The organism is Orlajensenia leifsoniae, from assembly GCF_004570845.1.
Classification (GTDB): domain Bacteria; phylum Actinomycetota; class Actinomycetes; order Actinomycetales; family Microbacteriaceae; genus Orlajensenia; species Orlajensenia leifsoniae.
In genome coordinates, this window is sequence record NZ_SPQZ01000009.1 from 20,017 (window position 1) to 45,888 (window position 25,872).

A 25,872-nucleotide genomic window follows, 5' to 3' on the forward strand; every position below is an offset into this window, starting at 1 on the left:
GAGGCCTGGACGCAGTCTGCGACCGAAATGCACCCACGTCCTGGAGGCTCTATTGCTTGACGACAGCATCACCGCCATTTAGTCTGATGGACTTTGTTGTGCCCGAGGAGACACCCATGTCGGCATATCCACGCAACATCACCGAACGGTCCGTCGGGAATGCCGACCAGCAGAGCGCACGCTGGGTGGGGGACGCGGCACCGCCGACGGACGCCATCGTGATGATGGAGTCGGATCCGACCTGGCCGGAGTCATACCGCAGGGAGGCCGATCGTGTCGTGGCTGTACTGGGTGACGAGGTCGTCCGGATAGAACACGTCGGGTCCACCTCGGTGCCCGGTCTACCCGCCAAGCCGATCATCGACATCGACCTGCAGGTCCTCGACTCCGATGCAGAGCAGGCGTACATCCCCGCGCTCGAGCGAGTGGGCTATACGCACGTGCTTCGCGAGCCGTGGTGGAATGGCCACCGGATGCTCGTCAGAGACGATGGGCGGATCAACCTGCACGTCTTCCCTGCCGGGTCACCGGAACCGTTGCGCCACCTCTTGTTTCGAGACTGGCTGCGCACCCACACCGACGATCGGGACCTGTATGGGTCGACGAAGAAGCGCTTGGCCGCTGCCACTGCTGACGACCCTGATTCGTACAACCTGGCCAAGAACGATGTCATCGACGAGATCTACTCGCGAATCTTCAGCGTGCCGCCCCACACGCACCCGGCCTGGCCCACTCGCCCGATCAGCGCTGGCGGGCGCCCTTCATGACGCGGGCGAGGAGGATCATCGGGCCGGCCATCGAGGAGAACTCCGTGCCCGTGCGGGGGAGCTGCATCAAGCCGGTCGACCGTGACACGGTGACGGCGTCGACGAACCGCAGGAGGCCCTCTCGGCCGTTGCGGCGGCCGAGGCCCGACTGCTTGATACCGCCCATGGGGGCGTCGACTGTCGAGAACGACCCTCGGTAGCCCTCGTTGATGTTGACGCTGCCGGCGTCGATCACCGAGGCGACGGCGCGGGCGCGGGCGGTGGATCCGCTCATGACTGAGGCGTTCAGGCCGTAGTCGGAGTCGTTGACGGCGATCACGGCCTCGTCGTCGGTGTCGACCGTGTAGACCGAGACGACGGGACCGAAGGTCTCGCCTGCAGCACAGTCCATGTCGCTGGTCACATCGGTCAGCACCGTGGGCTCGTAGAAGAACGGGCCGAGGTCGGGGCGTGCCCTGCCTCCGGCGAGGACTGTGGCGCCCTTGGCGACGGCATCATCGACGTGAGCCTGAACCCGAGCGAGCTGGGTCGCGCTGGTGAGCGATCCGACGTCGGTGGAGTAGTCGAAGGCCGAGCCCAGCCGCAGCGACTCCACCCGTGCCGCGAAGGCCTCGGTGAAGGCGCGGGCGACACCCCGCTGCACGTAGATGCGCTCGACGGAGACGCAGAGCTGTCCGGCGGAGGCGAAGCATCCGTAGGCCGCATCGGCCGCAGCCTTCAGGGGGTCGACGTCGTCGAGCACGATCATGGCGTTCTTGCCGCCGAGTTCGAGAGAAGCCCCCACGAGACGCTCGGCCGCGGCGACGGCGACGCTGCGTCCGGTGGCGGTCGAGCCGGTGAAGCAGATGTAGTCGGCGTTGCCCGTGACGGCACCACCGATGACGGGTCCGTCACCCGTGACGACAGACCAGAGCTCGGGCGGGAGGCCGGCGTCGACGAACGCGCGGCGGAGCGCGAGCACGCTGAGCGCGCCCTGGTCGTCGGCCTTCTGCACGACGCCGCAGCCGGCGGCCAGAGCCGGCACGACGTCCATGGCCGCGAGGCTGAGCGGGAAGTTCCACGGAGTGATGATGCCGACGACGCCCTTGGCCCTGTAGCGCACCGTGGTGTCGACGATGAGGGGGAGGGCGGAGCGTCGGCGTCCGCCGCGCAGGGCCTTGGCGGCGGAGAGCGCGTTGTAGCGGGTGACGGTGGCCGACTGGAAGACCTCCTCGAACGCCTGACCGCGGGTCTTGCCCGTCTCGGACTGGAGGATGTCGAGGAGTTCCTCGCGACGCTCGAGGATGAGGTCGTGTGCGCGCAGCAGCACGGCGCGGCGGGCTGCGAAGCCGGCACGGGCCCACTCCAGCTGTGCGAGACGAGCGCGGGCGAAGGCATCCGCCACGTCCTCGGGCGTGCTGACCGGAAGCTCGTGGAGCACTGCCCCGGTGAGAGGGGCGATCACTGTCGTCGAGGCGCCAGAGGTCGAGCAGACGTCGGCGTCGAGGTCGTTCAGGATCGCGAGATCCGGCATCGTTGCGGGCATTGCGCCATTCTAGGACAACTGTCCCACTTCATCGGCCCCTCTGCGCGGGTCGAATCCGCCGGGGGTCGAGCGCTGGGATGCGGCGCATCCGCCACGAGCTTCACTCACGTTCGCCGGGGTGTCGGTGAGCGCCCGAACTGGCGGATACACTGCCGCAATGATCGCAACGCCGCGGGTGCTCACGCGCACCACTGTCGCCGGGTATGCCGCCGGATCCCTGGGGACCGGAGGCTTCGCCACGCTGCCAGGACTCGTGCTGGTGTTCTACCTCACGGACACGCTCGGAGTCGCCGCCCTGCTGGCCGGTCTGCTCGTCACCCTCGCCAAGGTGTGGGACGTGCTCATCGACCCCCTCATCGGAGCGTGGAGCGACCGCTGGCTGCTGCGCACGGGGAGCCGCCGCGGATTCATGCTGCTCGGGGCATGCACGCTCCCGCTGTTCTTCATACTCACGTTCTCGGTGCCGGCCTCGCTTCCGCCGCTCGCCGCCGGCATCTGGGTGTTCGTCGCCTTCCTGCTCACAGCCACCTCGTTCAGCCTGTTCCAGGTGCCGTACATCGCGCTCCCGGCCGAGATCGCCGACAGCTACGACCAGCGCACGCGTCTGCTGACCTGGCGCGTCGTCGTGCTCACCCTGGCCATCCTGCTGTTCGGGGCCGGGGGACCGGCACTCCGCACCGTCACCGAGGACGAGTACGTCGGTTACATCGTGATGGCCGTCGTCGCGGGCGTCGTGATCGGCCTCGGCATGCTCGTCGCCGTGTTCGTGTCGGTTCCGCGGCGGTCCAGGGGATCTGTCGGCGCAGCATCGGTGACGGATACGGCGACGAGTGCATCGGCGACGGATGCGGCATCCGGAACCTCGCCCGACAAGGTCTCGCTCCGCCGGTACTACGCCGAGGGCTTCGGCGCCCTGCGTCGGAGCCAGCCGTTCCGCGCGCTGCTCGCCACCTTCCTGCTGCAGGGCCTCGCGACCGGACTCATGCTCGCCGCGGCCAACTACGTGGCGGTCTGGGTGCTCGATTCCGAAGACGCCCTGACGTTCCTCTTCGTCGCCCTCATCGCCCCGGCGCTGCTGTTCGCGCCGCTCTGGGGCGTGATCGCACGCCGGATTGGCAAGGAGCGCAGTTACCTCTACGCGAGCATCCTCTACGGCATCGCGGCCTTCTCGCTGATCGGCATGCTGTGGGCGCCGGGCAGCTGGGTCTACGTTCCCGTCGCACTGGCCGGAGCCGGCTACGCCGGGATGCAGTCGCTTCCGATGGCGATGCTCCCCGATGTCATCTCGCACGACGCGGCGACGGCCGGGCCGGGGCGAGCAGGCACCTTCGGCGGCATGTGGACGGCCGGTGAGACCACGGGAATGGCTCTCGGCGCGACGGCACTGTCGATCGTGCTCGCGGTGACGGGCTATGTGCAGTCGTCGGGCGCCGAGGTCGTCACCCAACCCGCATCCGCCGTCGCCGGAATCGTCGTGAGCTTCAGCGTCGTTCCGGCCGTCATCATCCTCACGAGCCTCGTGACCCTGCGCGGCTACCGCCTGCGCCGGGAAGACATCGACCTCCTCGGTTCGTCGAGCTCCGATGAACTCGCACCACAGACAGGACAGTGAAGCGTGACCGCCTTCGCCCAGAACCCGACAGAGATCCTCGACCGACTGGCTGAACTCCGTCGGGCGGATGCCCCGACCCACGGTGGGCGCGTGCTCTCCTACGTCTACGACTCGGGGCTGGCCGAGCTCGACGAGCTCGCAGCAGCCGCGATCCGAGCCGTGCAGCCGCTGAACGGCCTCGACCCCACCACCTTCACCTCGATCGGGGTGATGGAGCGCGAGCTCATCGGCTTCGCCCGCGAGGTGCTGCACGGTGACACCGACGTCGTCGGAACCATCACCACCGGTGGCACCGAGAGCTGCCTGCTCGCCGTGAAGACCGCTCGCGACGTCTGGCGTGCGGCCGGGGGCACCGGGGTTCCCCGGCTGCTCGCCGCGACGACCGTGCACGCGGCGTTCCACAAGGCGGCGCACTACTTCGGCCTCGAGCTCGACCTGGTGCCCGTCGACCCGGCGACGGGGGCTCCGGCCGTCGATGCGATCGCCGCCCGACTGGATGCATCCGTCGCCCTCGTGGTCGTGAGTGCGCCCTCGTACCCGACCGCCACCTTCGATCCCATCGCCGAGGTCGCGGCCCTCGCCGCCGAGCGCGGTGTCGCCTGCCACGTCGACGCCTGCATCGGCGGCTTCGCGCTGCCGTGGTGGCGCGGGGGAGATCTGCCGGCATGGGACTTCAGGCTGCCCGGCGTCACCAGCATCTCGGCCGACCTGCACAAGTACGGTTACGCGCCCAAGGGTGCGTCGGTGCTGCTGCAGCGCGGACGCGACAGGCAGCGCATGCAGTACTTCGCCACGACGCGCTGGATGGGCTACCCGGTCGTGAACCCGACCATGCTCGGCTCCAAGTCGGCCGCACCGCTCGCGGCGGCCTGGGCCATCGTGAATGCGCTGGGCACGGCCGGTTTCGCCGAGCTCACCGCGCAGGCCGAGCGCGCCACGGACGCTCTCGTCGCCGTCGTGAACGGCATCGAGGGACTGCGCGTGGTCGGAGACCCGGTCGGCCCGCTGTTCGCCGCCGCTGTCGACGAGAGCGTTCCGGCGGACCGTCGGGTCGACCCGCACCAGTGGGCGGATGCCGTTCGCGGGCATGGCTTCATCATCCAGCTGCAGCCGGGCCTCAGCCAGGCCGACGGCACTCGGGTACCCCACACGACGCACCTGACGATCACACCGGTGACCGAGGCGCAGCTGCCGGCCCTCACGGCCGCCCTCGTCGAAGCCGCTGACGAGGTGCGCGGTGTGCCGCAGGCCTCGGCCGACGGCATCATCGAGGCGCTCGGCCCGGTGCTCGAGAATTTCGGTGGCGCGCTGCCGGACTCGGAGCAGGCCGCCGGGCTGCTCGCCGCGGTCGGCATCGGCGCTGATGGCGCCGGCCTCCCGTCTGCGCTGGCGCCGCTGCTCGCCCTCATCGAGGCGCTGCCGCCGGCGCTGGCCGAGCGCCTGCTCACCGAGCTGCTGGCGCGGTTGGTGGAGCCTGTCTGATCGGCTGACACCAGGGTGCGCCCACGATTCCGCTCGCAGAGCGACGGGAGCGTGTCTCCCTCCGCTTCGCCGCAGCCGCTGCGCGTCTGTGGCTCTGCGAGCGGGTGGGACGCGGCAGCTGCTGCGCGTCTGTGGCTCTGCGAGCGGGGAGACGGCTGCGTCTCCTCCGCTTCACCGCAGCGAGGGGGTCGCCCTCAGTCGCCGCAGACCACCGTGATGTACTCGTAGACCTGCGCCTTAACGGCTGGGGGCAGCGGCAGCAGGTAGCGACCCTCTCGACCCGTCGAGGTCGTCGCGTCGATCACGAGTACCGTGCCGACCTTGTCGTCGGCCAGGGCGTGCGGATCGCAGCGGGTCGGCCGCATCGGCAGGGTGACGTCGCGCACCCCGGATGCGGCATCGACGGTGAAACCGAGCGGCCAGCCGTCCGCGCCGTCGGCCGGTGACATCAGGGTGGTCGACCGCACGCCCGTGAAGGTGGCGCTCCCGTCGGCACCTGTCGGCGTGAACGTCAGGTCGATGAAGGCCTGGCCCTCGGCGCCGGTCCCCTCCACGCGGAGTGCTGGGGGCGGGGCGACTGTCACGACGGCGTCGACATCGTGCACGAGGCAGCCTTCACGCAGCAGCCTGTCCACGGTCTCGTTCGGGTCGGTCGGGACGAGCGACAGCTCTGTCGGCGCGGCGTCGGGGGAGCCATCCGTCACCGTCAGATCGATGGTTCCGATCTCGCCGGTGCCGTCGGCCGCTGCGGCGTCGCAGGCGAGGGGCGGGATGGGCGCCCGCAGGTCGATGCGCTGCCCGGAGACCAGGGTGACGGGGTCGCCCGTGCGCTCGGCGGCCTCTGCGAACCGCGGAGACGAGTACACGGCGTCGAGGATGGTGAGAGGCTCGGCCCCGGTGTTGGTGATCGCCATCGAGAACACCCCGCGCGTGTAGTCGGTGCGTCCCTGCACGACGGCGGCCTCGACGCTGAACGAGGACACCGCAGCCGCAGAGGCTGCTGCAGACGGCGTCGGCCCGGCGCCGGAGCACCCGGCGAGGCTTGCACCTGCCGCCACGGCGACGAGCGCGACCGCCGCCGCGAGGGCAGGTGCGGGTCGGATGCGCTCTCGAGCCATGCTGCTACCGCGGCGAGAAGGGGAGCTGGCGCCCGGCCAGGTTGCGTGAGCGAGTGGCCAGGGAGTCGGCGACGGCTCGGATGGCGAGGCTCGCCGGCTCCTCCGGATGGGCGAGCACGACAGGCTCGCCGGTGTCGCCGCCGCTCCGCAGCGCGATGCTGAGCGGGATCTGCGCGAGCAGCGGCACGTCGGTTCCGGTCGACGAGAGGCGTCGGGCGACCTCGGCTCCGCCACCGGAACCGAACAGCTCGAGTACGCTCCCGTCGGGCTGGGGCAGTCCCGACATGTTCTCGATCACTCCGTAGACGTGCTGACCCGTCTGGCGGGCGACGAGGGCGCTGCGCTCGGCGACGTCGGCAGCGGCCGGCTGCGGGGTCGTCACGACGATCACCTCGGCGTGCGGCAGCAGCTGCCCGATGGAGATGGCCACGTCGCCGGTCCCGGGCGGAAGGTCGAGCAGCAGCACGTCGAGGTCGCCGAAGTAGACGTCGGTGAGGAACTGCTGGATGGTGCGGTGCAGCATCGGCCCACGCCAAGCGACTGCGACACCGGCGCCGTCGGCTCCGGGCTCGACGAACATGCCGATGGAGATGACCTTCACGCCGTGCGCGACGGGCGGCAGGATCATCTCGCCCACCTGCGTCGGACGCGTCGCGCGCAGCACTCCCGTGGCGGCATCCGTCTCGACGAGCCCGAGGATGCCCGGAATCGAGAAGCCGTGCACGTCGGCGTCGACGATGCCGACCCGCAGGCCCGACTCGGCGAGGGCGACGGCCAGGTTGGCCGTGAGGGTCGACTTGCCGACCCCGCCCTTGCCGCTCGTCACGAGGTAGACCCTGGTGAGCGATTCCGCCGTGAACGGGATGCCGCGCTTCGCCTTGCCGCCGCGCAGCTTCTCGGTGAGAGCCGTCCGCTCCTCGCGGGTCATGATCGTGACGTCGACGGATGCGAGCCCGGTGCCCACCACGGCCTCGGCGGCCGCGATCACGTCGCGCTCGATGCGGTCGGCGGCCGGGCAGCCGACGATGGTCAGCTTGATGCCGACGTCGACGCCGCCGTCAGCCCGTGCAGCGACACCGCCCACCATGTCGAGCTCGGTGATGGGCTTGCGGATCTCGGGGTCGATGACACTCGCGAGCGCGGCCAGCACGCGGCCCTCGAGAGCTGCTCCGGTCGACGGGTCAGCGGGCATCCGGCTCGGCGTTCATGGTCTCGTCGTCGCGGTCGTCCGAGCGCTCGTCGAGCTGCTCGAGCAGCACGCGGAGTTCGGAGCGGATGAAGTCCTTCGACGCCATGTCGCGCATGGCGAGCCTCAGGGCGACCACCTCGCGGGCGAGGTACTCGGTGTCGGCGAGGTTGCGCTCGGACCGCTGACGGTCCTGCTCGATCTGCACACGGTCGCGGTCGTCCTGGCGGTTCTGCGCCAGCAGGATGAGGGGAGCGGCGTACGAGGCCTGCAGTGAGAGCACGAGCGTCAGGGCGATGAAGCCGAGCGAGATGGAGTCGAAGCGCCAGGCCTCAGGGGCGAGCGTGTTCCACGCCATCCAGGCGATGACGAAGAGGGAGAGTCCGAGGAGGAACCAGGGAGTGCCCATGCCGCGGGCGACGCCCTCGGTGAAGCGCCCGAAGCGGTCCTTGGAGGCGCGGTTGCGCTTCGCAGAGTTGCGCAGGCCCTTCGGGGCGTCGAGACGCTGGTCGGATCGGTTAGCGCGTGCCATTGGCGTTCCTCCTTCCGTTCTTCTGAGGCTGGCCCTGGATCGGGATGCTGCCTGTCTTCAGCTGCGCTCGGGCGGCCGCGCGTCTCGAGACGTGGTCGTCGTCGGCGTGAGACCGCCAGTCGTCAGGGAGCAGGTAGTCGAGGATGTCGTCAATGGTCACCACCCCGACGAGGCGATGGCTGTCGTCGACAACCGGAACCGACACGAGGTTGTAGCTCGCCAGGATGCGCGAGACTTCCGCGGCGGATGCGTCGACGGTGACGGGGTCGAGACCCTGGTCGAGCAGCGTGCCGAGGCGTTCGTGCGGCGGATAGCGCAGCATCCGTTGGAAGTGCACCATGCCGAGGAAGCGGCCCGTCGGAGGCTCGAACGGCGGCAGCGTCACGCAGACGGCAGCGCCGATGGCCGGAGCGAGTTCGTGGCGACGGATGAGCGCGAGCCCCTCCGCCACGGTCGCATCGGCCGACACGATGATCGGCTCGGTGGTCATGAGGCCACCCGCCGTGTCGGGCGCGTAGCTCAGCAGCATGCGCACGTCGTCGGCCTCTTCGGGCTCCATGAGCTCGAGCAGGTGCTCGCCGCGCTCCTCCGGCAGCTGCGCGATGAGGTCTGCCGCGTCGTCGGGCTGCATCTGGTCGAGCACGTCGGCGGCGCGGTCGTCGTCGAGGCGGCCGATGATCTCGACCTGGTCGCTCTCGGGCATCTCCTCGAGGACGTCGGCGAGCCTGCCGTCGGAGAGCTCCTCGGCGACCTCGTGGCGGCGTTCCTGCGGAAGGTCGAGCAGGGTGTTCGCGAGGTCGGCCGGCTTCATCTCGGAGTACGTGGCGATGAGCTGCTCGGCGGACTGCGCCTCGCCGACGACGGCGCTCTCGCGCACCTCGCGCCAGCTGACGAACGCGGTGGTGCCCTTGGCGAAGGGGGAGCCGCCGCTCTTGGGGCGGCGCACGAAGAGCTGACTGACCTGCCACTCGTTCGGAGCCGCCTCCTCGATGGCCACGTCCTCGACGATCGCCTCGCCCGAACCGTCGGCGAACAGCACGCGACGGCCGAGCATCTCGGCGATCACGCGCACCTCGCCACCGCGCTGTTCGAAGCGGCGCACGTTGATGAGTCCGGTGGTGATGATCTGGCCGGCGCTGATGCTGGTGACGCGGCCGATGGAGACGAAGACGCGGCGCTTGCCCGGGATCTCGACGATCAGGCCGACGACGGTGGGGGCATCGGCCCGTCGATAGACCACGAGGACGTCGCGAACCTTGCCGACCCTGTCGCCTGCGGGGTCGAAGACGGCGCACCCGGCGAGCCGGGCGACGAACACTCTCGTGGCACTCACGAGACAAATCTATGCCCTCGAGCCCTCCTCGGCCGCCGCCGCTCTCGTTCGTGCTCCCGGCTCGCCGTCGTGACGCGTGGGAGAATCGAGAGCATGAGCAACCAGAACCCCTTCGCTGGTCGCCGACCGGCCGCGTCGCCCGTGCTGCCGCGCGGCGAGATCGTGGCGACGTACGACACCTACGCCGAGGCCCAGAACGCCGTCGCCGTGCTGGCGCGCGCCGACTTCCCGGTGAAGTCCCTCTCCATCGTCGGGAACGACCTGAAGACGGTCGAGAACGTCACCGGACGCATGACGTACGCGCGAGCGGCGCTCGCAGGAGCGGCATCCGGAGCCTGGCTCGGCGTGTTCTTCGGTCTCCTGATGTTCATCTTCGTGGCGACCGGCGTCAACCTCGCGCTGGTGGTGGCCGCGGTGCTCATCGGCGCCGGATTCGGCATGCTGTTCGGCATCGTGACCTACAGCGTCAATCGCCGGCGCCGGGACTTCACCTCGACCATGCAGGTGATCGCCTCGAACTACCAGGTGATCGTCGACGGCGAGCTGGTCAACCGTGCTCGCAACGTGCTCTCGGGGGCCGCGGATGCCGCAGCCACCGAAGCCGTCGTCGAGACGCAGCCCGAGCCGGGGTTCGGCGACCCCGTGCCGGTGGACCCGGGCGTGGACGAGCCGCGCCCGACCTGATCCAGCAGCGCCCGAGCTGACTCAGTGGCGCCCGGCCTGATTCAGCCGCGCTTGGCCGCCATCCACGCCTCGACCTCGTCGGCCGTGCGCGGGATGCCCGCCGAGAGGTTCTCGGCGCCGTCCGCCGTGACCAGGATGTCGTCCTCGATGCGCACGCCGATGCCGCGGAACTCGGCCGGAACGGTGAGGTCGTCGGTCTGGAAGTAGAGGCCGGGTTCGATCGTGAAGACCATGCCCTCCTCGACCACGCCGTCCTTGTACATCTCACGTCGGGCCTGTGCGCAGTCGTGCACGTCGATGCCGAGGTGGTGGCTGGTGCCGTGGACCATGTACCGGCGGTGGTGCTCGTTGTCGGGCTTCAGCGCCTCCTCGGCGCTCACGGGCAGGAAGCCCCACTCGGCGGTGCGCTTGGCGATGACCTCCATGGCCGCGGCGTGCACGTCACGGAAGATGATGCCGGGGCGCACGATGGCGAAGGCGGCATCCGCTGCCTCGCGCACGGCCTCGTAGACGAGGCGCTGCTCGGCGCTGAACTCGCCGCTGATCGGCAGGGTGCGGGTGATGTCGGCGGTGTAGAGGCTGTCGACCTCGACGCCGGCGTCGAGGAGGATGAGTTCGCCCGGCTTCACGGCGCCGTCGTTGCGGGTCCAGTGCAGGATCGTCGCGTGGGCTCCGGATGCCGCGATCGTGTCGTAGCCGACGGTGTTGCCGTCGAGCCGTGCCCGGGTGTTGAAGACTCCCTCGACGATGCGCTCGCCGCGCTGTACCGAGGTGGCGCGCTCGAGCTCGCCCAGCACGTCCTCGAAGCCGCGCTGCGTGGCATCGACGGCGAGGCGCATCTGCTCGATCTCGTAGGAGTCCTTCACGAGCCGCATCTCGCTGAGCACCTCGGCGAGCTTGGCGTCGGGAGCGTGCTCGGAGCCGACCTCGATGCTGAACGCGCTGTCCGAGGCGTTCGTGGAGAGAGCCTGCTCCGCGGCGAAGCGCAGACGTGCGTCGTCCACGTGCTCTGCGATGGCGGCATCCGCCTCGCGCACCACGAGGGTGGCGGTGTCGACCGAACGGATGACGGCGTCGAAGGCCGCGATGCCGCTCGTGCTCACGGCGAGGTCGCCGGAGACCTGGGCGAGGGAGGGGCGGGGGCCGATCCAGAACTCGCCGATCTCGGGGTTCGCGTAGAACTCGTCGGAGTCGCGCCCGGCGCGCTCCCGGAAGTAGAGGGTGACGTCGTGTCCGTCGGAGATGGGCTCGAAGACCAGCACGGCGCCGGGCTCGGAGTCGGAGCCCCAGCCGGTGAGGTAGGAGAAGGCCGAGTGCGCCCGGAAGGCGTAGTCGGTGTCGTTCGAGCGCTGCTTGGGGCTGCCGGCCGGAATGATCAGGCGCTGCCCGGGGAAGGCGGCCGAGACGCGCGCACGGCGTTCTGCAGCGAAGGAGGCCTGTTCGCGCGCCGGCGGCACCGACTCGACGCGTTCGGCCCACTGGCCGCCGATGTACGCCTTGAATCCCTCGGAACCCGGCGTCGTCGACCGGTTCGACGTGGCGCGGGGCGTTTCGGTGGTCGCGTCGGGTGTCTCGGCGAGGCCGGTCTCGGGGCGGGCGGATACAGAGGTGTCGGTGCTCGTGGCCATGCGTCCATTCTCGCACCGCTCGCTGGGCGCGTGGGGAGGGGAACCCGCTGGCGCTGTCCTGCTCAGGAGCGGGTGAGCGTCGACACGACCGGCCTGTGGTCGCTGCCCAGCGCATCGAGGCTCGTGATCACCTCGAAGGAGGTCGCCGTCCATCCCGAGGTCGCCATGATGTGGTCGATGGGTGCGCCGAGGGGCATGGGGATCTCGCTCGGCCAGGTGCCGAGGGCGGCGGCACTGTTCGCGGCGGCGGCGTCCTGGCAGGCGCCGAGCTCGCCGCCATCCGTTCCCCGTCCGATCATGTGGTCGAGGGTGGCGTTGAAGTCTCCGGCCATGATCACGTCGCTGCCGGAGGCGCACTGGGCCGCAAGCCAGTCGAGGTCGCTGCGCCAATTCGTCATCTCGCCGCGCAGGGGCGAGACGGCGTGCACGGCCACGATCGTCGGGCCCTCGCCTGAGTCTGGCGTGGCGACCACCGTCGGCGACACGTTGGTGTTTCCGGGCGGACCGGTGCCGCCGGCCGACTCGACCGTGTACTCGCCGAGGTCGGGGCTGATGAGCACCGCGGTCGAGCGGGCCTCGTAGATCTCGCTGAATGACAGGCCGAGCGCCCACATCGGGCTGCCACCTGCGCGCATGAGTTCGGCGACCTCGGTGGCGAAGGCGTCGGTCGTCTCCGGAAGCGACACGATGTCGGCGCCATGATCGAGGGCGAGCTTGGCCACCTGGTCGGCGCCCGGGGATCCGCCGAGGGTGTTCCAGCTGAGCACGGTGACGGTGTCGGCCGACGACGCTTGGGCGGCGGATGCCGGCTGCTGGGCGAAGCCGCGCGCACCGAGGATGCCGGCATTCGCGATGGCGAAGGCCAGCAGCACGACGCCGAGCAGCACGGCCGTGCGGCGGAGCACAGGCACCAGGGCCAACAGGGCCAGGACGACCACGGCGCCGATCGCGCCGATGGCCATCAGGGCTCGGAAGGCGATGAGCTGGGCGATGACGAGCTGATCCTGCAGGCCGAACAGTGCCGGCCACACCAGCACGAGAGCCACGAGGGCTGCGACGAAGGCGACGACGGGGGCGACGAGACGGGCGACCATGGCCAGCTCACCCTAGGCGAGAAGGCTGGACGGATGCCTCAGCCACGCGCGAGCGGGTGGCAGGCCTGCTGCGGCCCTACCCGTCCCGAGTGGCCGCTACCCATTCACCGTCACGGCGCTCGAGTCGCAGTGAGCGGCGTCCGAACGGATCGGGGGCGATCACCGCGTAGCCGGCCCAGATCTCCATTGCCTGAGGGATGCAGCTGATGACGACGTAGTCGCGGCCGGGGCCATCCGGCCAGAAAGCAGTCCACAGTGGCTTGAACCTGGGCCGCGCCGTCTGCGGCTCGATGCTGGCCGAGCATTCGATGCTCACGCAGGACCTGCGTCGGTTGTCTTGGTAGACGAGCAGGCACGTCCCATCCTCTCGAATGTCGTTTACCTTCCGGCTGCTCGGGTCGGTTCCGAATCTCACGATCCCGTGGCGGTCGGGACGGAACGGCTCGACGACCCGCGCACTGCTGATCCCGCCTGACACTGTCACCACGATGCAATATCGCCGTCGGCGGATGCTCCTCATCGCCCAGGCGTACACCTCGGTAACGTCAGTCAATCGCCGACCACTCGCCCAGCGCCGATATGCCATACCGAGTCGGCTTGCCGCACCGAGTCGGTTTGCCGCACTCGCGGCGCCACCGGCATCCCCATCGCCCATGAGGCACACGTTAGGCGGTGGAGGGATGCCTGTCACGGCCGTATGGGAATGTAGAGGCATGATTTCGCCGCAATCTCTGAGTGAAGCCGACCGTCGGCTCGTCGCGAGGTGGGCAGCGGACTGTGCGGAACGGGTTCTCGCCATCTTCGAGAGCGAGGCTCCCGCAGACGACCGGCCCCGCGATGCCATCGCTCGCACGCGCGCCTTCGCTCGCGGTGAACTCGATGCCGCCGGTGAGATCACACGACGATTCGTCGCGGGTCGGGCTGCCACAGCGGCCACGGTGCCGGCGGCGGTGGCAGCGGCTCGCGCTGCAGCACAGGCTGCCGGCGTGGCTCACATGGGTGCGCACGCATTGGGCGCGGCTACTTATGCCGCGAGAGCGGCCGGCCTGGCCGATTCGGATCAGGCGGCAGCGACCGCAGACGAGACACGCTGGCAGATTGCGCACATGAGCGATGCTGTCCGAGCTGCGCTCAAGAAGCTTCCCCCGCTGGGTGAGGACTCGGCAGGTCCGCTCGGCCCTGGACTGTTGGCCTCAGGAGATCTCGCTTCCAACATTCGGATGATCCAAGACGAACTGGCACGCGACTGACCTGTTCGTGGATCGGCTCAACGGCCGAGGTCGTCGAACTCGCGCCGCAGGTACTTCGGCGCCTGCACGCGCCACGCCTCCGTCACGAGCTCGGCGAGATGATCGTCGTCGATGCCGGCCATGCGGAACGCGACCTTCGGCTCTCCCCACGCGGTCGTCGTGCGCAGGAACACATCGGGTGCCATCTCGACGAGGGCGAGCGCGTCCAGGCTGTCGGCGACCTTCACCCCGACGACGAGCTCGGTCGCGATGATCTCTCGTATGTCTGTGGGGATGCTCGGCCACGGATGGCACTCCCACGCGTACACCTTGCCGCGAACGAACCAGGCGGCGCCGCCCGTCGTCGTGCGCTCCTCGCTGCCGGGCAATCCGATGGCTGTCCTGCGCAGGTCATGGAGGGTGGCCATGGTGTGAACCTATACCGCGCTACCGACAGGGTCTCCGAGAGCGGGGCGGGTATCCCTGTCTCGAGACATCACGGGCAGACGCGGACCCTGCGTCCATCGAAGCTGACGACGTCTCCGAACTGGAGCTGGCGTCCGCGTCGGCGATCCACCTCGCCGTTCACAGCGACATAGCCGTTGGCGATCGCTTCTTTCACGTCTCCTCCGGAGTCGAGGAGCCCGGCGAACTTCAGGAACTGTCCGAGGCGGATGACCTCACCGCCGATCGGGACGTCGTCGGGTGGGGCTGAATTCGTCATCCCCGAATGTTAGTCGGCTGGGTGCCGTGAGCCGGAGTTCGTGACCCGCGTCGGGCGAGGCGACGGCCCGGTCCTAGCATGGGGGGATGCAGCTCTTCCGGGGTCCGATCGACCTGCACGCCCACTCGAGCGTGTCGGACGGAACCGAGTCGCCCACCCAGCTCGTGCGGCAGGCGGCCGAGGCCGGTCTCGGCACGGTGGCGATCACCGACCACGACGCGACGTCGGGATGGGCTGCAGCCTCCGATGAGGCCCGCCGGGTCGGCATCACTCTCATCCCCGGGATGGAGCTGTCGACGCAGGTGCAGTTCTCCAGCGTGCACATGCTGGCCTACCTCTTCGATCCGGCGAACGAGGCCCTGCAGATCGAGACCGCGCGCATCCGTGCCGCCAGGCTCACGCGGGCCGAGGAGATCGTGCGGCGCATCTCCCGGGACTACGACCTCACCTGGGACGACGTCCTGGCTCAGACCACCCCGAACGCCACCGTCGGACGACCGCACATCGCCGACGCCCTCGTGGCACGCGGGCATGCGCCGAACCGGTCGGATGCCTTCGCCGGCATCCTGCACTGGCGACGCGGGTACTACCAGCCGCACTACGCGCCGGACCCCCGCGAAGGCGTGCGCCTGGTGCGCGAGGCCGGGGGAGTGCCCGTGCTCGCCCATCCCGGAACCCGAGGGGCGGAGGCCGTGATCCCGGCAGCACGGCTGCGGGTACTCGTCGACGACGGCCTGTTCGGCCTCGAGATCGACCACCGCGAGAACATGCCCGATGCGAAGGTGCGGCTGCGCGAGTTGGCCAAGCGGTTCGGCCTCGAGATCACCGGCTCGAGCGACTGGCACGGCTCGGGAAAGCCGAACATGCTCGGAGAGAACACGACGGCTCCCGAGGTGCTCGAGAAGCTCATCGCCGAGGCGACGGGGTGGGCGCCGGTGTATCCGGAATCCTCCGGTCGCTGAGGCCCGCGCGCAGCGCGCGGCCGAAGCGTCCCACCCGGCGCGCTTCGGCCGCGGACGTCGTCCGGGCCTCAGCGAGCGGCGGGGTGGAAGCGGGTGTGACCGCTACTGCGGGGCCGACGTCGGACGCGGGCCGCGACGACGACGACGGCGCGGTGCGCTGTTGCCGTCGTGGTGCTCGTGACCCTGGCCGTCGTGGGTGCCCGCTGCGACATTCGTCTCGACGGATGCGGCATCCGACGTCGCCTCTGACGACACTGAAGCAGGAGCCGTGGTCGATGCGCCCGGGCCCGAAGCGCCCTGGCCGCCGCGGGTGCGACGACGGTTGCGGTTGCTCGTGCCCTCGGAGGAGCCGGAGCCGGAACCCTGCGAGCCGGAGCCCTGTCGACCCGATCCGCGGTTCTCGGCTGCGGCGCGGGGCGCCGTCTCCTTCACCGGGGTCGCCTTGAGGCGGCCCTTCGAGCCTGCGGGGATGTCGAGGTCGCTGTAGAGGTGCGGCGACGAGGAGTAGGTCTCGACGGGCTCGGGCTGGTTCATCTCGAGCGCGCGGTTGATGAGCGCCCACTTGTGCATGTCGTCCCAGTCGACGAACGTGACGGCGATGCCGGTCTTGCCTGCGCGGCCGGTACGACCGGCGCGGTGCAGGTAGGTGTCGTGGTCGTCGGGCACCGTGTGGTTGATCACGTGCGTGACATCGTTGACGTCGATGCCGCGGGCTGCGACATCCGTGGCGATCAGGACGTCCTTCTTGCCGGCCTTGAATGCGGCCATGGCGCGCTCGCGCTGGTCCTGGTTGAGGTCGCCGTGCACGGCAGCGGCGTTGAAGCCGCGATCGTTGAGCTCCTCAACCAGCTTGGCCGCTGCGCGCTTGGTGCGCGTGAAGATGACGGTCTTGCCGCGACCCTCGGCCTGCAGGATGCGCGAGACGACCTCGTCCTTGTCCATCGAGTGCGCGCGGTAGACCACGTGCTTGATATTCGCCTGCGTGAGGCCCTCGTCGGGGTCCGTCGCACGGATGTGGATGGGCTTCGACATGAAGCGGCGCGCCAGAGCCACGATCGGGCCGGGCATCGTGGCCGAGAACAGCATGGTGTGGCGCGTGGGCGGAGTCTTGGCGAAGAGCTTCTCGATGTCGGCGAGGAAGCCGAGGTCGAGCATCTTGTCGGCCTCGTCGAGCACCATCTCGGTCACGTTGCCGAGGTTGAGCAGGCGCTGCTGCGCGAGGTCGAGGAGACGGCCCGGGGTACCGACGACGATCTGGGCGCCGGCCTTGAGCTGCTCGACCTGACCCTCGTAGGCCTTGCCGCCGTAGATGGCGACGACCGAGGTGGCGCGGTTGCTGGTGGCGAGCTCGAGGTCCTCTGCGACCTGCACGCACAGCTCGCGCGTCGGAACGACGACGAGAACCTGCACGCCCGGCTCGGGGTTGAGGCCGATGCGCTGGATGATGGGCAGTCCGAAGCCGAGGGTCTTGCCCGTTCCGGTCTTCGCCTGGCCGATGATGTCCTGGCCGCTGAGGCCGAGGGGGATGGTCTGTTCCTGGATGGGGAACGGTTCGATGATGCCCTGGGTGGCGAGGGCGTCGACCATGTCCTGGTCGATCTGGAGATCTGCGAAAGTCACGTGTGCCTGTCAGTACTTGAAGAGGAATGCGCCCTTTCATGAGAGGCGCACGGCTGGGATCCATCGCCCGCAGCCCGATCAGTCTATCCGGGCGCACCTGACTAGGCTGTCAGCGTGATGAAGTGGTTCCCGCAGGGTCGACGGCGCACGGAGGCACCTCGACGGCAGCCCCGCGTGGCCGCTGTCGCGACGACGAAGGTGGAGTTCGGCGAGCTCACCCCCGAGACCCTTCCCTTCCTCGGGCAGGCTGCCTACATCCAGCTCGAGTTGTTCGAGAATCTTGCCCGCGCCATGGCCACGGCACCGACGCTGGCCGACAAGGCGAGCCTCAGCACGGCCGCCCGCTTCACGCTGCGCAAGCACCACCGCCTGGCGGAGGAGATCCGCGCCCTCGACGAGGAGCCGGCGCTCGTCATGGCGCCATTCGCCCCGGCCATCGACGCATTCCGCGCGGCGACGACGGGCGCGACCTGGCACGAGCTCATGATCACGAACCTCATCACGGCGGGCATGCTCGACGACTTCTTCATCAGCCTGTCGGGATCGCTCCCCGACGGCGTCGGATCCCGGGTCGCGGCGATCCTGTCGCGTCGTCCGCGAACGGATGTCGTCGCCGACGCCCTCGCGGCGGCGATCGTCGCCGATCCCCAGCTGGCATCACCGCTGGCCATGTGGGGCCGCCGACTCGTCGGCGACACCCTGCTCGTGGCACGTTCGGCGCTGCGCGACGCGAATGCCCGCGGCCCCGTCGACCAGAGCATCGAGCCGGCGTTCACCGATCTCATCGCCGCTCACACGCGCCGCATGGACAGCCTCGGCCTCACGGCCTGAGGCGCCGGACTCCTCAGACTCCGGCCTACTCAGACGCGAACGGCTGTCCCACCGGTCGGTGGGACAGCCGTTACGTCTCGGGTGAGCGTCAGTGCGTTGTCGCCGTGGCGGCCGAGCCCGTGAGCTTCGTCAGCAGGGCGGCATCCGTCTGCACGCGATGGCGACCGATGGCCAGGTCGGCCACGATGACGGCGACGACGGAGGCGCCGAGGCTCACCCACCAGATCCAGCCGCCGTCCCACGCCCAGCCCAGCCAGGTCAGCGCGACCCAGACGACCGAGGCCACGACGGCGCCGATGGCCGGGACGAGCACGGAACCGTGCTCATCGCGGTGCGGCAGGGTGTAGCGGGCGATGGTGCCGAAGATGGCTCCGCCGAGGAAGACGAAGAGCAGCTCCATGTCAGCCGACGAATCCGATGCGACGGGCCTCGTCGCTTCCGAGTTCGACATAGGCGATGGTCGCCGTCGGAACGATGTACGTGGTGCCCTTGGAATCGAGCAGCTTCAGGTAGCCGGTCTTCTCTGCGAGGGCGGACGCGACCGCCGCCTCGAGTTCTGCAGCCGGCTGGCTGGTCTCGAAGCTGATCTCACGAGGGGAGTTCTGGATGCCGATGCGGATTTCCACAGGTAAGCGCCTTTCGTTGCGTTCTTCGCTCAGGTTACGACAGATCGACCACGGCGCTGCGCGGGTTCACTGTCGGCGGAACCGCTTAGCGTTGTGAGCGTGACGATCACGGGATTCCAGAGCACCGCCGCGAGTACCGCGTTCGCAGCCGCAGTGGTCCCGGCGACCGACGATGTGGATCTCGATCCCGCCCAGCTCGCCGTTCTCGCGCTCCCCGACGGGCGATCGGCCGCCGTCGTCGGAGCCCCGGGCTCGGGCAAGACCACCCTGGTCGTCGAGCTCGTGCGCGACCGCATCCGTCGGCGCGGCTACGCACCCGGCGAGGTGCTCGTGCTCGCGGCGACGCGTGCATCGGCAACCCGGCTGCGCGATCGCATCGGGCTGCGCGTCGGTGTTCCCACGAACGGCCCCCTGGCCCGCACCGGCAACTCGCTCGCCTTCCAGATCGTGCGCGGGGCGTCGACGGATGCCGACAATCCCGTGCTGCTGACAGGTGGCGAACAGGACCAGATCATCGCCGAACTGCTGGCCGGTCATCTCGAGGAGGGCACGGGTCCGAGCTGGCCCGATCCGCTGACTCCCGAGGTGCGCGGCCTCCGCGGCTTCCGCACGGAACTCCGCGACCTGATGGCTCGCTGCACCGAGTACGGCGTCTCGCCGCACCGTCTCGCAGCGCTGGGCCGGGAGCTCGGCCGCCCCGAGTGGGAGGCAGCTGCCGAGTTCCTGCACGAGTACGAGGCCGTCACCGATGCCTATCGATCGCGGGCCTTCGACTCCGCGTCGCTCGCCCAGGAGGCTGCCGCCACGGTGCGAGAGGCGCCCGCCGGTGCCGCGGCATCCGTCACCCTCGGCTCCCTCGCCACGCTGAAACTGCTGGTCGTCGACGACGCGCAGGAGCTCACCCGGTCGACCCTCGCCCTCCTGCGCCGGTTCGCCGAGCGCGGCGTCGCCATCGTGGCCGTCGGCGACCCCGACGTGAGCACGGGATCGTTCCGCGGCTCCCATCCCGACGCTCTCGGCAGGCTCGCGCAGCATCTCGCGCTCGACTCCGTCGACACCATCGTTCTCGACACGGTTCACCGGCACGGATCCGACATCCGCGGCATCGTGGCCGCAGTATCGGGTCGCATCGGAACGGCGGGCACCACCGGGCGACACCGCCGGGCCGGTGCCGCGGATGCCGTTGCCGATGCCGTGGATGCCGCCGCCGGTCCGGCCCCCGCCTCCCCGCCGGCCGTGCGTGCGCGCATCGCCGGCAGCCCGGCGCAGCAGCTCGAACTCATAGCCCGGTCCCTGCGCGAGCGCCACGTCTTCGACGGCGTCGCCTGGGGAGAAATGGCCGTGATCGTGCGCAGCGGTTCGCTCGTCGAGCCGCTCTCCCGGGGGCTGGCGGCCCTCGAGGTGCCCACGACCGTCACCACGGCCGGATCCGCGCTCCGCGACGAGCAGGTCGTGCGCGCCTTCGTGCTCGCCCTCGACGTCGCCATGGGGCGTCGACAGCTCGACGCCCTTGCGGCCGTCGAGCTGCTGTCCGGGGTGCTCGGCGGTCTCGACCCCATCTCCCTCCGACGTCTGCGTTCCGCGCTCCGCCGCGAGGAGCTCGCCGCCGGAGGAACGCGCGGTGCAGACGACCTTCTCGTCGAGGCGCTCGACAGGCCCGGCGTGCTCACCACCATCGACACGGCGACGGCGCGGCGTGCGACCCGGCTGGCCGAGAGCGTGCGCGCGGCCTCGGCCGAAGCCGCAGCCGGAGCCACGATCGAGGAGCTGCTGTGGGGCCTGTGGCAGCGCAGCGGGCTCGAACGCACCTGGACCGCCCAGGCGAAGGAGCCGGGCATCGCCGCCGATGAGGCCGACCGCCACCTCGACGTCGTCGTCGCCCTGTTCACCTCGGCCCAGCGATTCGTCGAGCGTGCGCCGCTGGCGCCCCCGGCGCTGTTCCTCGACGAGCTCACGGCGCGAGACGTCGCCGAGGACACCCTCGCCCCGCGCGCCGTCGCCCAGTCGGTCACGGTCTCAACGCCGACAGGCGTGGTCGGCCGCGACTTCGAGATCGTGGTCGTCGCCGGAGTGCAGGAGAACGTCTGGCCCGACATGCGGGTGCGCGGCTCCCTGCTCGGCTCCGGCGATCTCGCCGCCGCGGCCACGGGAGCATCCGCCGACACCACCGATGCCCGCACCGCCGTGCTGCACGACGAGCTGCGGCTGTTCGCGCAGGCCGTGTCCCGCTCCCGCAGCGAGCTCATTGTCACAGCGGTGAGCGACGAGGACCAGGCGCCGTCGGCGTTCTTCTCGCTGCTCCCCGAGCCCGACGACACACCTCCCGAGCGGCATCCGCTCTCCCTCCGAGGACTCACGGCACGGCTGCGCCGCACCCTGACCACCGAGACCGATCCGCTGCGCAGCCGCCAGGCGGCCTTCGACCTCGCCCGCCTGGCCGCAGAGGGCGTTGCCGGAGCCGACCCCGTCGACTGGTACGGAATCGCCGATCCCTCGACCGAACTCCCTCTGCACCACGCGGAGGGCGGAGACGGACCCGTGCGGGTCTCGCCCTCGCGCATGGAGGCCTTCGAGACCTGCGAGCTGCACTGGCTCATCGATCAGCTCGGCGGTTCGGCACCGAACACGGCCTCGAGCCTCGGCAGCATCATCCACTCGGTCGCCGAGCACGCCACGCCCGAGTCCGACATCACCCCCGACGGCCTGCTCGCGAGCGTGCGCGAGCGCTGGGAGGAGATCCCGTTCGAGTCCGAGTGGCAGTCCGGGCTCGAGTCCGCGCGCGCAGCCGACCTCACCGAGCGCCTCTCGGCCTACCTGCGCGATTTCCGTGCAGCGGGTGGCGAACTGGTGCAGGCCGAGGGCGGCTTCTCGCTCCCCGTCGGCGACGCCGTGCTGAACGGCAAGATCGACCGGGTGGAGCTGCGGGGCGGCGAGCTCTACATCGTCGACCTGAAGACCGGGCGCAGCGAGCCGACGAGCGACGACGCTGTCGCCGAGCATGCGCAGCTCGGCGCCTACCAGCTGGCCTACGCGGCCGGAGCCCTCGGCGAGCTACCCGACGCGCCTCTCGGCGGCGCCAGACTCGTGGTCGTCTCCAGCGGCACTCGGGCCCAGCCCTGGCGGCAGCCCACCCAGGCTCCGCTCGACGACGAGCAGCTCGCGGCCTTCCGCATGCGGGTGGAGGAGGATGCCCGCCGCATGGGGGGAACCACGTTCATCGCCCAGATCGGATCGCACTGCGTCGACCCGTACTCCCACGGTTCCTGCCGCATCCATGTCGTGGGAGCGGTGAGCTCATGACAGACGTCACCCTCGAGGGCCTCGGTGACGAGTTCGCTCCTCTCGACCCGGCGCGGGTCGACCTCGCTCCCGATGAGCTCGCCCGCCGCATCGGCGACCCGTTCTCGCCCACAGCCGAGCAGTCCGCTGTCATCCGCGCCGACCTCGCACCCACGCTGGTCATTGCCGGAGCAGGCAGCGGCAAGACCGAGACGATGGCGAACCGCGTCATCTGGCTGCTCGCGACCGGGCGTGTGCGGCCCGAGCAGGTGCTCGGCCTCACCTTCACCCGGAAGGCCGCCGGCGAGCTGGCGGAGCGCATCCAGCGGCGCATCGGCCGTCTCGATGAGAGCGGCCTGCTCCCGCGACGCGTGGCGAGCGGCGGCGATGCGGGCGGCGATGCCGGCGCGAACTCCCTGTTCGACCGCCCCACGGTGTCGACCTACAACGCGTTCGCGAACAGCATCTTCCACGACAACGCCGTCATCCTCGGCCGCGAACCCGAGTCGCAGCTGCTCAGCGAGTCGTCGGCCTGGCTGCTCGCTCGCCGCGTGACGGTCGAGCACGGGGACGACCGCCTGGTGCGCATCGGCAAGCGGGTCGACGATGTGACGGATGCCGTCCTCCGCGTCAGCCGCGCCCTCGCCGAGAACGAGGCCGACAGCGCCGAGGTGCGCCGCTTCGGTCAGGAGTTCCGCCGTCTCGGCGAGCTGCCGTACAACGAGAAGACCGGCGCGGCCAAGCAGTACGCCGACGTGACGGCCGCCCTCGCCCACGTCGAGTCGCTCGACGTGCTCCTCGACCTCGCCGCCCGCTTCGACGCCGAGAAGCGCAGGCTCGGCCTCGTCGAGTTCTCAGACCAGGTCGCTCTCGCGCGGGCCGCGTGCGAGCGCAGCCCGCGGGTGGTCGACGGCTACCGCGAGCGGTACAAGGTCATCCTCCTCGACGAGTACCAGGACACCTCCGTCGGCCAGACCCGGCTGCTGTCGACCCTCTTCGCCGGTCAGGGCGTGATGGCCGTCGGAGATCCGCACCAGTCGATCTACGGATGGCGCGGCGCGAGTGCCGACAATCTCAGTCGCTTCTCGTCCGACTTCGCCGCCGAGGGCACCAGCGCCGAGACTCTCAGCCTCTCGACGAGCTGGCGCAACCCCACGATCGTCCTCGATGCGGCCAACCGCCTCGTCGAGCCGTTGACCGCCGTCACCACGGTGGGCGTCGCGACCCTCGCCCCGCGGCCGGCTGCCCCAGCCGGCGTGCTGACGGCATCGTTCCATGAGCAGATGGCCGACGAGGCCGATGCCGTCGCCGAGTGGTTCTCCGGCCGGCTCGACCCCACGCTTCCCGACGCTGAGAAGCCCACCGCGGCGATGCTGTTCCGAGCCCGCCGGCACATGGAGTTCTTCGCCGAGGCGCTCCGGCGCCGCGGCATCCCGTGCCACGTCCTGGGCATCGGCGGCCTGCTGTCGACGCCCGAGGTGGTCGACCTCGTGGCCACCCTGCGCGTGGTGCACGACCCGGCTGCCGGCTCGTCGCTGCTGCGTCTCCTCGCCGGCGCCCTGTTCCGCATCGGGCCACGCGACCTCGCCGAACTCGCACGCGTTGCCGGCTGGTTGCAGAGCCGGGACTGGCAGCAGAAGGACGTCGGCGACGAGGTGCGGCGGGCGCTGCGCGAATCCGTCGCCGTCGACGACGCCGCGTCCATCGTCGACGCGCTCGATTTCGTGTCGACCGCTCCGGCCGAGCACCGCCAGCTCGCAGGCTTCAGCGACCTCGGTCTCTACCGCCTGCGCGGTGCGGGTGCGCGCCTCGCCTTCCTGCGTTCCCGCGTCGGCCTCGCCCTGCCCGATTTCGTTCGACTCGTCGAGCAGGAACTCCGGCTCGACATCGAGGTGAGCGCCAATGAGCGCAACGAGCGCGGCATGGCGAACCTCTACGCGTTCCATGACGAGGTCGCCGCCTTCGTGGCCGCTGACGAGCGCGGAACCCTCGGCAGCTTCCTCGCCTGGCTGGCCCGTGCCGAGAAGGCCGACGATCTCGGACCCCGCAGCGATCCGGGTGAGCGAGGCGTCGTGCAGTTGCTCACCATCCACGGGTCGAAGGGCCTGGAGTGGGACTACGTCGTCGTGCCGGGTATGACCGAGGCCGGTCTGCCGAGTGCTCCGCGCGAGGGCGGCGGCTGGGTGTCGTTCGGCCAGTTGCCGTACGAGTTCCGCGGCGATCGCCTCGAACTGCCCGTGCTGCCCTGGCGCACGGTGTCGACCCAGCAGCAGTTCCGCGATGAATTCGTGGCGTTCAAGGCCGCGCTCGCCGAGCGCAGCTCGCTCGAGGAGCGCCGACTCGCCTACGTCGCCGTCACCCGGGCCCGCGAACAGCTGTTGTTGACGGGGTCGTTCTGGGCCGACGGCACCCGGCCGAAGCTGCCCAGCCGCTACCTGCGCGAGCTCGCCGAGGTCCGCATCATCGCTGAGCTCCCCGAGGCCCCCGAGAACGAGGAGAATCCGTCCGATCGCGCCGGGCGCACGGGGGAGTGGCCGTTCGATCCCCTCGGAACGCGTCGGGTCGGCGTCGAGCGGGCGGCGGATGCCGTGCGCTCAGCCGCCCGCGAACGTTCGAGAACCCTCGCGCAACCCGCGACGCCGTGGAGTCGCGACATCGACCTGCTGCTCGCCGAGCGCAGGCGTCGCGCTCAGCCAGAACCCGTCGCGCTCCCGGCGCGCATCCCGGCGTCGCGGTTCAAGGACTACGTCGATCGCCCCGGCGAGGTCGCCGAGGGCCTGCGCCGGCCGCTGCCGCAGCGCCCCTACCGCGCCACACGTCTCGGCACGCTGTTCCACAGCTGGGTCGAGCACCGCTCGGCGGGCGTCGGCTCGTTCGATCTCCTCGACGTCTCGGCCGACGAGTCGGATGCCGACTCCACCGTCGAGTTCGACGTCGTCGATGCCACCCCCGAGAACGACCGGCTGGCGCAGCTCCAGGCCACCTTCGAGCGTTCGGAATGGGCGGATCGCGCGCCGGAGGACGTCGAGATCGAGATCCACCTCGCCCTCGCCGGCCAGGTGTTCATCTGCAAGCTCGACGCCGTCTACCGCACCGAGACCGGCTACCAGGTCGTCGACTGGAAGACCGGACGTGCTCCGACCGACGCCCGCGACCTCGAGCTCAAGCAGACCCAGCTGGCGCTCTACCGTCTCGCCTACGCGCGATGGAAGGACGTCGATCCGTCGACCGTCGACGCCGTGTTCTACTTCGTGGCCGACGACGTGGTCGTGCGCCCCGAGCGCCTCTACGAGGAGGAGGACCTGCTCGAGCTGTGGTCGTCGGTCTCGTCCGACACCCGGCGGGAGCCCGAGCGCGCCTCGAGCTCGGCGTCGAAAGCCGCCGTCGCGTCGGGGTCGTCGCCAGGGTCGCCGTCGGATGCGGCATCCGACGGCTCGGCGTCGTCCTGAGGCATCGAGAACAACTCGATCGGGCCGGTCTCCAGCTCGTCGTGAGAGGCGAACGGCTCGCCGGTCTTCGACAGCGTGTGCCAGGCCGGCTTCTCGGGCTCGCCGTAGCTCTCGAGCTCGAATGAGGACTGGTCGTAGCTGTCGGTGTGCATCTCGGCACCGCCGCCGCGCCGCAGATCGGTGCGCGGGGT

21 protein-coding genes are annotated in these 25,872 nt (G+C 70.1%); 9 read left to right on the forward strand and 12 right to left on the reverse strand.

Annotated elements, in window-relative coordinates:
- Window positions 1-56 precede the first annotated feature (56 nt).
- On the forward strand, window positions 57-767 hold the full coding sequence (locus E4M00_RS16830) for a GrpB family protein (protein ID WP_204773033.1): 711 nt from the start codon (window positions 57-59) through the stop codon (window positions 765-767).
- On the opposite strand, the gene E4M00_RS16835 is transcribed toward E4M00_RS16830, so the two are convergent.
- The gene (locus E4M00_RS16835) at window positions 742-2,292 is read right to left on the reverse strand and encodes a succinic semialdehyde dehydrogenase (protein WP_135121639.1); all 1,551 of its coding nucleotides are present in this window, start codon (window positions 2,290-2,292) and stop codon (window positions 742-744) included. The two genes, E4M00_RS16830 and E4M00_RS16835, sit on opposite strands and share 26 nt — an antisense overlap.
- A 157-nt stretch (window positions 2,293-2,449) precedes the next feature.
- On the opposite strand from E4M00_RS16835, the gene E4M00_RS16840 reads away from it, so the two are divergent.
- The gene (locus E4M00_RS16840) at window positions 2,450-3,904 is read left to right on the forward strand and encodes an MFS transporter (RefSeq protein WP_135121640.1); all 1,455 of its coding nucleotides are present in this window, start codon (window positions 2,450-2,452) and stop codon (window positions 3,902-3,904) included.
- Window positions 3,905-3,907: 3 nt separating this feature from the next.
- Window positions 3,908-5,386 carry a pyridoxal phosphate-dependent decarboxylase family protein gene (locus E4M00_RS16845; RefSeq protein ID WP_135121641.1) on the forward strand — a complete coding sequence of 493 codons (1,479 nt, stop codon included), beginning with the start codon at window positions 3,908-3,910 and terminating at the stop codon, window positions 5,384-5,386.
- A gap of 194 nt (window positions 5,387-5,580) precedes the next feature.
- On the opposite strand, the gene E4M00_RS16850 is transcribed toward E4M00_RS16845, so the two are convergent.
- From E4M00_RS16850 to E4M00_RS16865, 4 genes are read right to left on the reverse strand one after another with little or no spacing between them, the layout of a single operon-like run.
- On the reverse strand, window positions 5,581-6,504 hold the full coding sequence (locus E4M00_RS16850; protein ID WP_135121642.1) for a hypothetical protein: 924 nt from the start codon (window positions 6,502-6,504) through the stop codon (window positions 5,581-5,583).
- A gap of 4 nt (window positions 6,505-6,508) precedes the next feature.
- Window positions 6,509-7,696, reverse strand: coding sequence for an Mrp/NBP35 family ATP-binding protein (locus E4M00_RS16855; RefSeq protein WP_135121643.1), 1,188 nt, complete (start codon window positions 7,694-7,696; stop codon window positions 6,509-6,511).
- Window positions 7,686-8,222, reverse strand: coding sequence for a DUF1003 domain-containing protein (locus E4M00_RS16860; protein ID WP_135121644.1), 537 nt, complete (start codon window positions 8,220-8,222; stop codon window positions 7,686-7,688). Before E4M00_RS16860 ends, E4M00_RS16855 begins: the two co-directional genes overlap by 11 nt.
- Entirely contained in the window at window positions 8,209-9,555 is a 1,347-nt protein-coding gene (locus E4M00_RS16865) for a magnesium transporter MgtE N-terminal domain-containing protein (protein ID WP_135121645.1), read from the reverse strand. Before E4M00_RS16865 ends, E4M00_RS16860 begins: the two co-directional genes overlap by 14 nt.
- Before the next feature lie 93 nt (window positions 9,556-9,648).
- Between E4M00_RS16865 and E4M00_RS16870 the strand changes: the two genes are divergently transcribed.
- A complete protein-coding gene (locus E4M00_RS16870) occupies window positions 9,649-10,239 on the forward strand; it encodes a YflT domain-containing protein (RefSeq protein WP_240037253.1) in 591 nt (196 codons plus the stop codon).
- Window positions 10,240-10,280: 41 nt separating this feature from the next.
- Here E4M00_RS16870 and E4M00_RS16875 read toward each other — a convergent pair whose 3' ends face one another.
- Window positions 10,281-11,867 carry an aminopeptidase P family protein gene (locus tag E4M00_RS16875; RefSeq protein WP_135121646.1) on the reverse strand — a complete coding sequence of 529 codons (1,587 nt, stop codon included), beginning with the start codon at window positions 11,865-11,867 and terminating at the stop codon, window positions 10,281-10,283.
- Window positions 11,868-11,929: 62 nt separating this feature from the next.
- Window positions 11,930-12,961, reverse strand: a complete 1,032-nt coding sequence (locus tag E4M00_RS16880; protein ID WP_135121647.1) for an endonuclease/exonuclease/phosphatase family protein — start codon at window positions 12,959-12,961, stop codon at window positions 11,930-11,932.
- Window positions 12,962-13,641: 680 nt separating this feature from the next.
- On the opposite strand from E4M00_RS16880, the gene E4M00_RS16890 reads away from it, so the two are divergent.
- The gene (locus tag E4M00_RS16890; protein WP_338033200.1) at window positions 13,642-14,211 is read left to right on the forward strand and encodes a putative immunity protein; all 570 of its coding nucleotides are present in this window, start codon (window positions 13,642-13,644) and stop codon (window positions 14,209-14,211) included.
- A gap of 17 nt (window positions 14,212-14,228) precedes the next feature.
- Here E4M00_RS16890 and E4M00_RS16895 read toward each other — a convergent pair whose 3' ends face one another.
- Both E4M00_RS16895 and E4M00_RS16900 read right to left on the reverse strand, forming a co-directional pair.
- Window positions 14,229-14,618, reverse strand: coding sequence for an MmcQ/YjbR family DNA-binding protein (locus E4M00_RS16895; RefSeq protein WP_135121650.1), 390 nt, complete (start codon window positions 14,616-14,618; stop codon window positions 14,229-14,231).
- A gap of 68 nt (window positions 14,619-14,686) precedes the next feature.
- A complete protein-coding gene (locus E4M00_RS16900) occupies window positions 14,687-14,914 on the reverse strand; it encodes an RNA-binding S4 domain-containing protein (protein ID WP_135121651.1) in 228 nt (75 codons plus the stop codon).
- 86 nt (window positions 14,915-15,000) lie between these two features.
- Between E4M00_RS16900 and E4M00_RS16905 the strand changes: the two genes are divergently transcribed.
- On the forward strand, window positions 15,001-15,876 hold the full coding sequence (locus E4M00_RS16905; protein ID WP_135121652.1) for a PHP domain-containing protein: 876 nt from the start codon (window positions 15,001-15,003) through the stop codon (window positions 15,874-15,876).
- 102 nt (window positions 15,877-15,978) lie between these two features.
- Here E4M00_RS16905 and E4M00_RS16910 read toward each other — a convergent pair whose 3' ends face one another.
- Complete coding sequence (locus tag E4M00_RS16910) at window positions 15,979-17,496, reverse strand: DEAD/DEAH box helicase (protein WP_135121653.1); 1,518 nt, start codon at window positions 17,494-17,496, stop codon at window positions 15,979-15,981.
- Window positions 17,497-17,613: 117 nt separating this feature from the next.
- On the opposite strand from E4M00_RS16910, the gene E4M00_RS16915 reads away from it, so the two are divergent.
- Entirely contained in the window at window positions 17,614-18,327 is a 714-nt protein-coding gene (locus E4M00_RS16915; protein ID WP_235483399.1) for a ferritin-like fold-containing protein, read from the forward strand.
- A gap of 88 nt (window positions 18,328-18,415) precedes the next feature.
- Here E4M00_RS16915 and E4M00_RS16920 read toward each other — a convergent pair whose 3' ends face one another.
- Complete coding sequence (locus E4M00_RS16920) at window positions 18,416-18,727, reverse strand: hypothetical protein (protein WP_193555607.1); 312 nt, start codon at window positions 18,725-18,727, stop codon at window positions 18,416-18,418.
- A gap of 1 nt (window position 18,728) precedes the next feature.
- Window positions 18,729-18,953: a DUF3107 domain-containing protein gene (locus tag E4M00_RS16925; protein ID WP_056167140.1), complete on the reverse strand. Its 225-nt coding sequence runs from the start codon at window positions 18,951-18,953 to the stop codon at window positions 18,729-18,731.
- A 99-nt stretch (window positions 18,954-19,052) separates the two neighbouring features.
- On the opposite strand from E4M00_RS16925, the gene E4M00_RS16930 reads away from it, so the two are divergent.
- Both E4M00_RS16930 and E4M00_RS16935 read left to right on the forward strand, forming a co-directional pair.
- A complete protein-coding gene (locus tag E4M00_RS16930; protein WP_240037255.1) occupies window positions 19,053-22,253 on the forward strand; it encodes an ATP-dependent helicase in 3,201 nt (1,066 codons plus the stop codon).
- Window positions 22,250-25,681, forward strand: a complete 3,432-nt coding sequence (locus E4M00_RS16935) for an ATP-dependent DNA helicase (RefSeq protein WP_135121654.1) — start codon at window positions 22,250-22,252, stop codon at window positions 25,679-25,681. Before E4M00_RS16930 ends, E4M00_RS16935 begins: the two co-directional genes overlap by 4 nt.
- The last annotated feature ends 191 nt before the right edge of the window (window positions 25,682-25,872 follow it).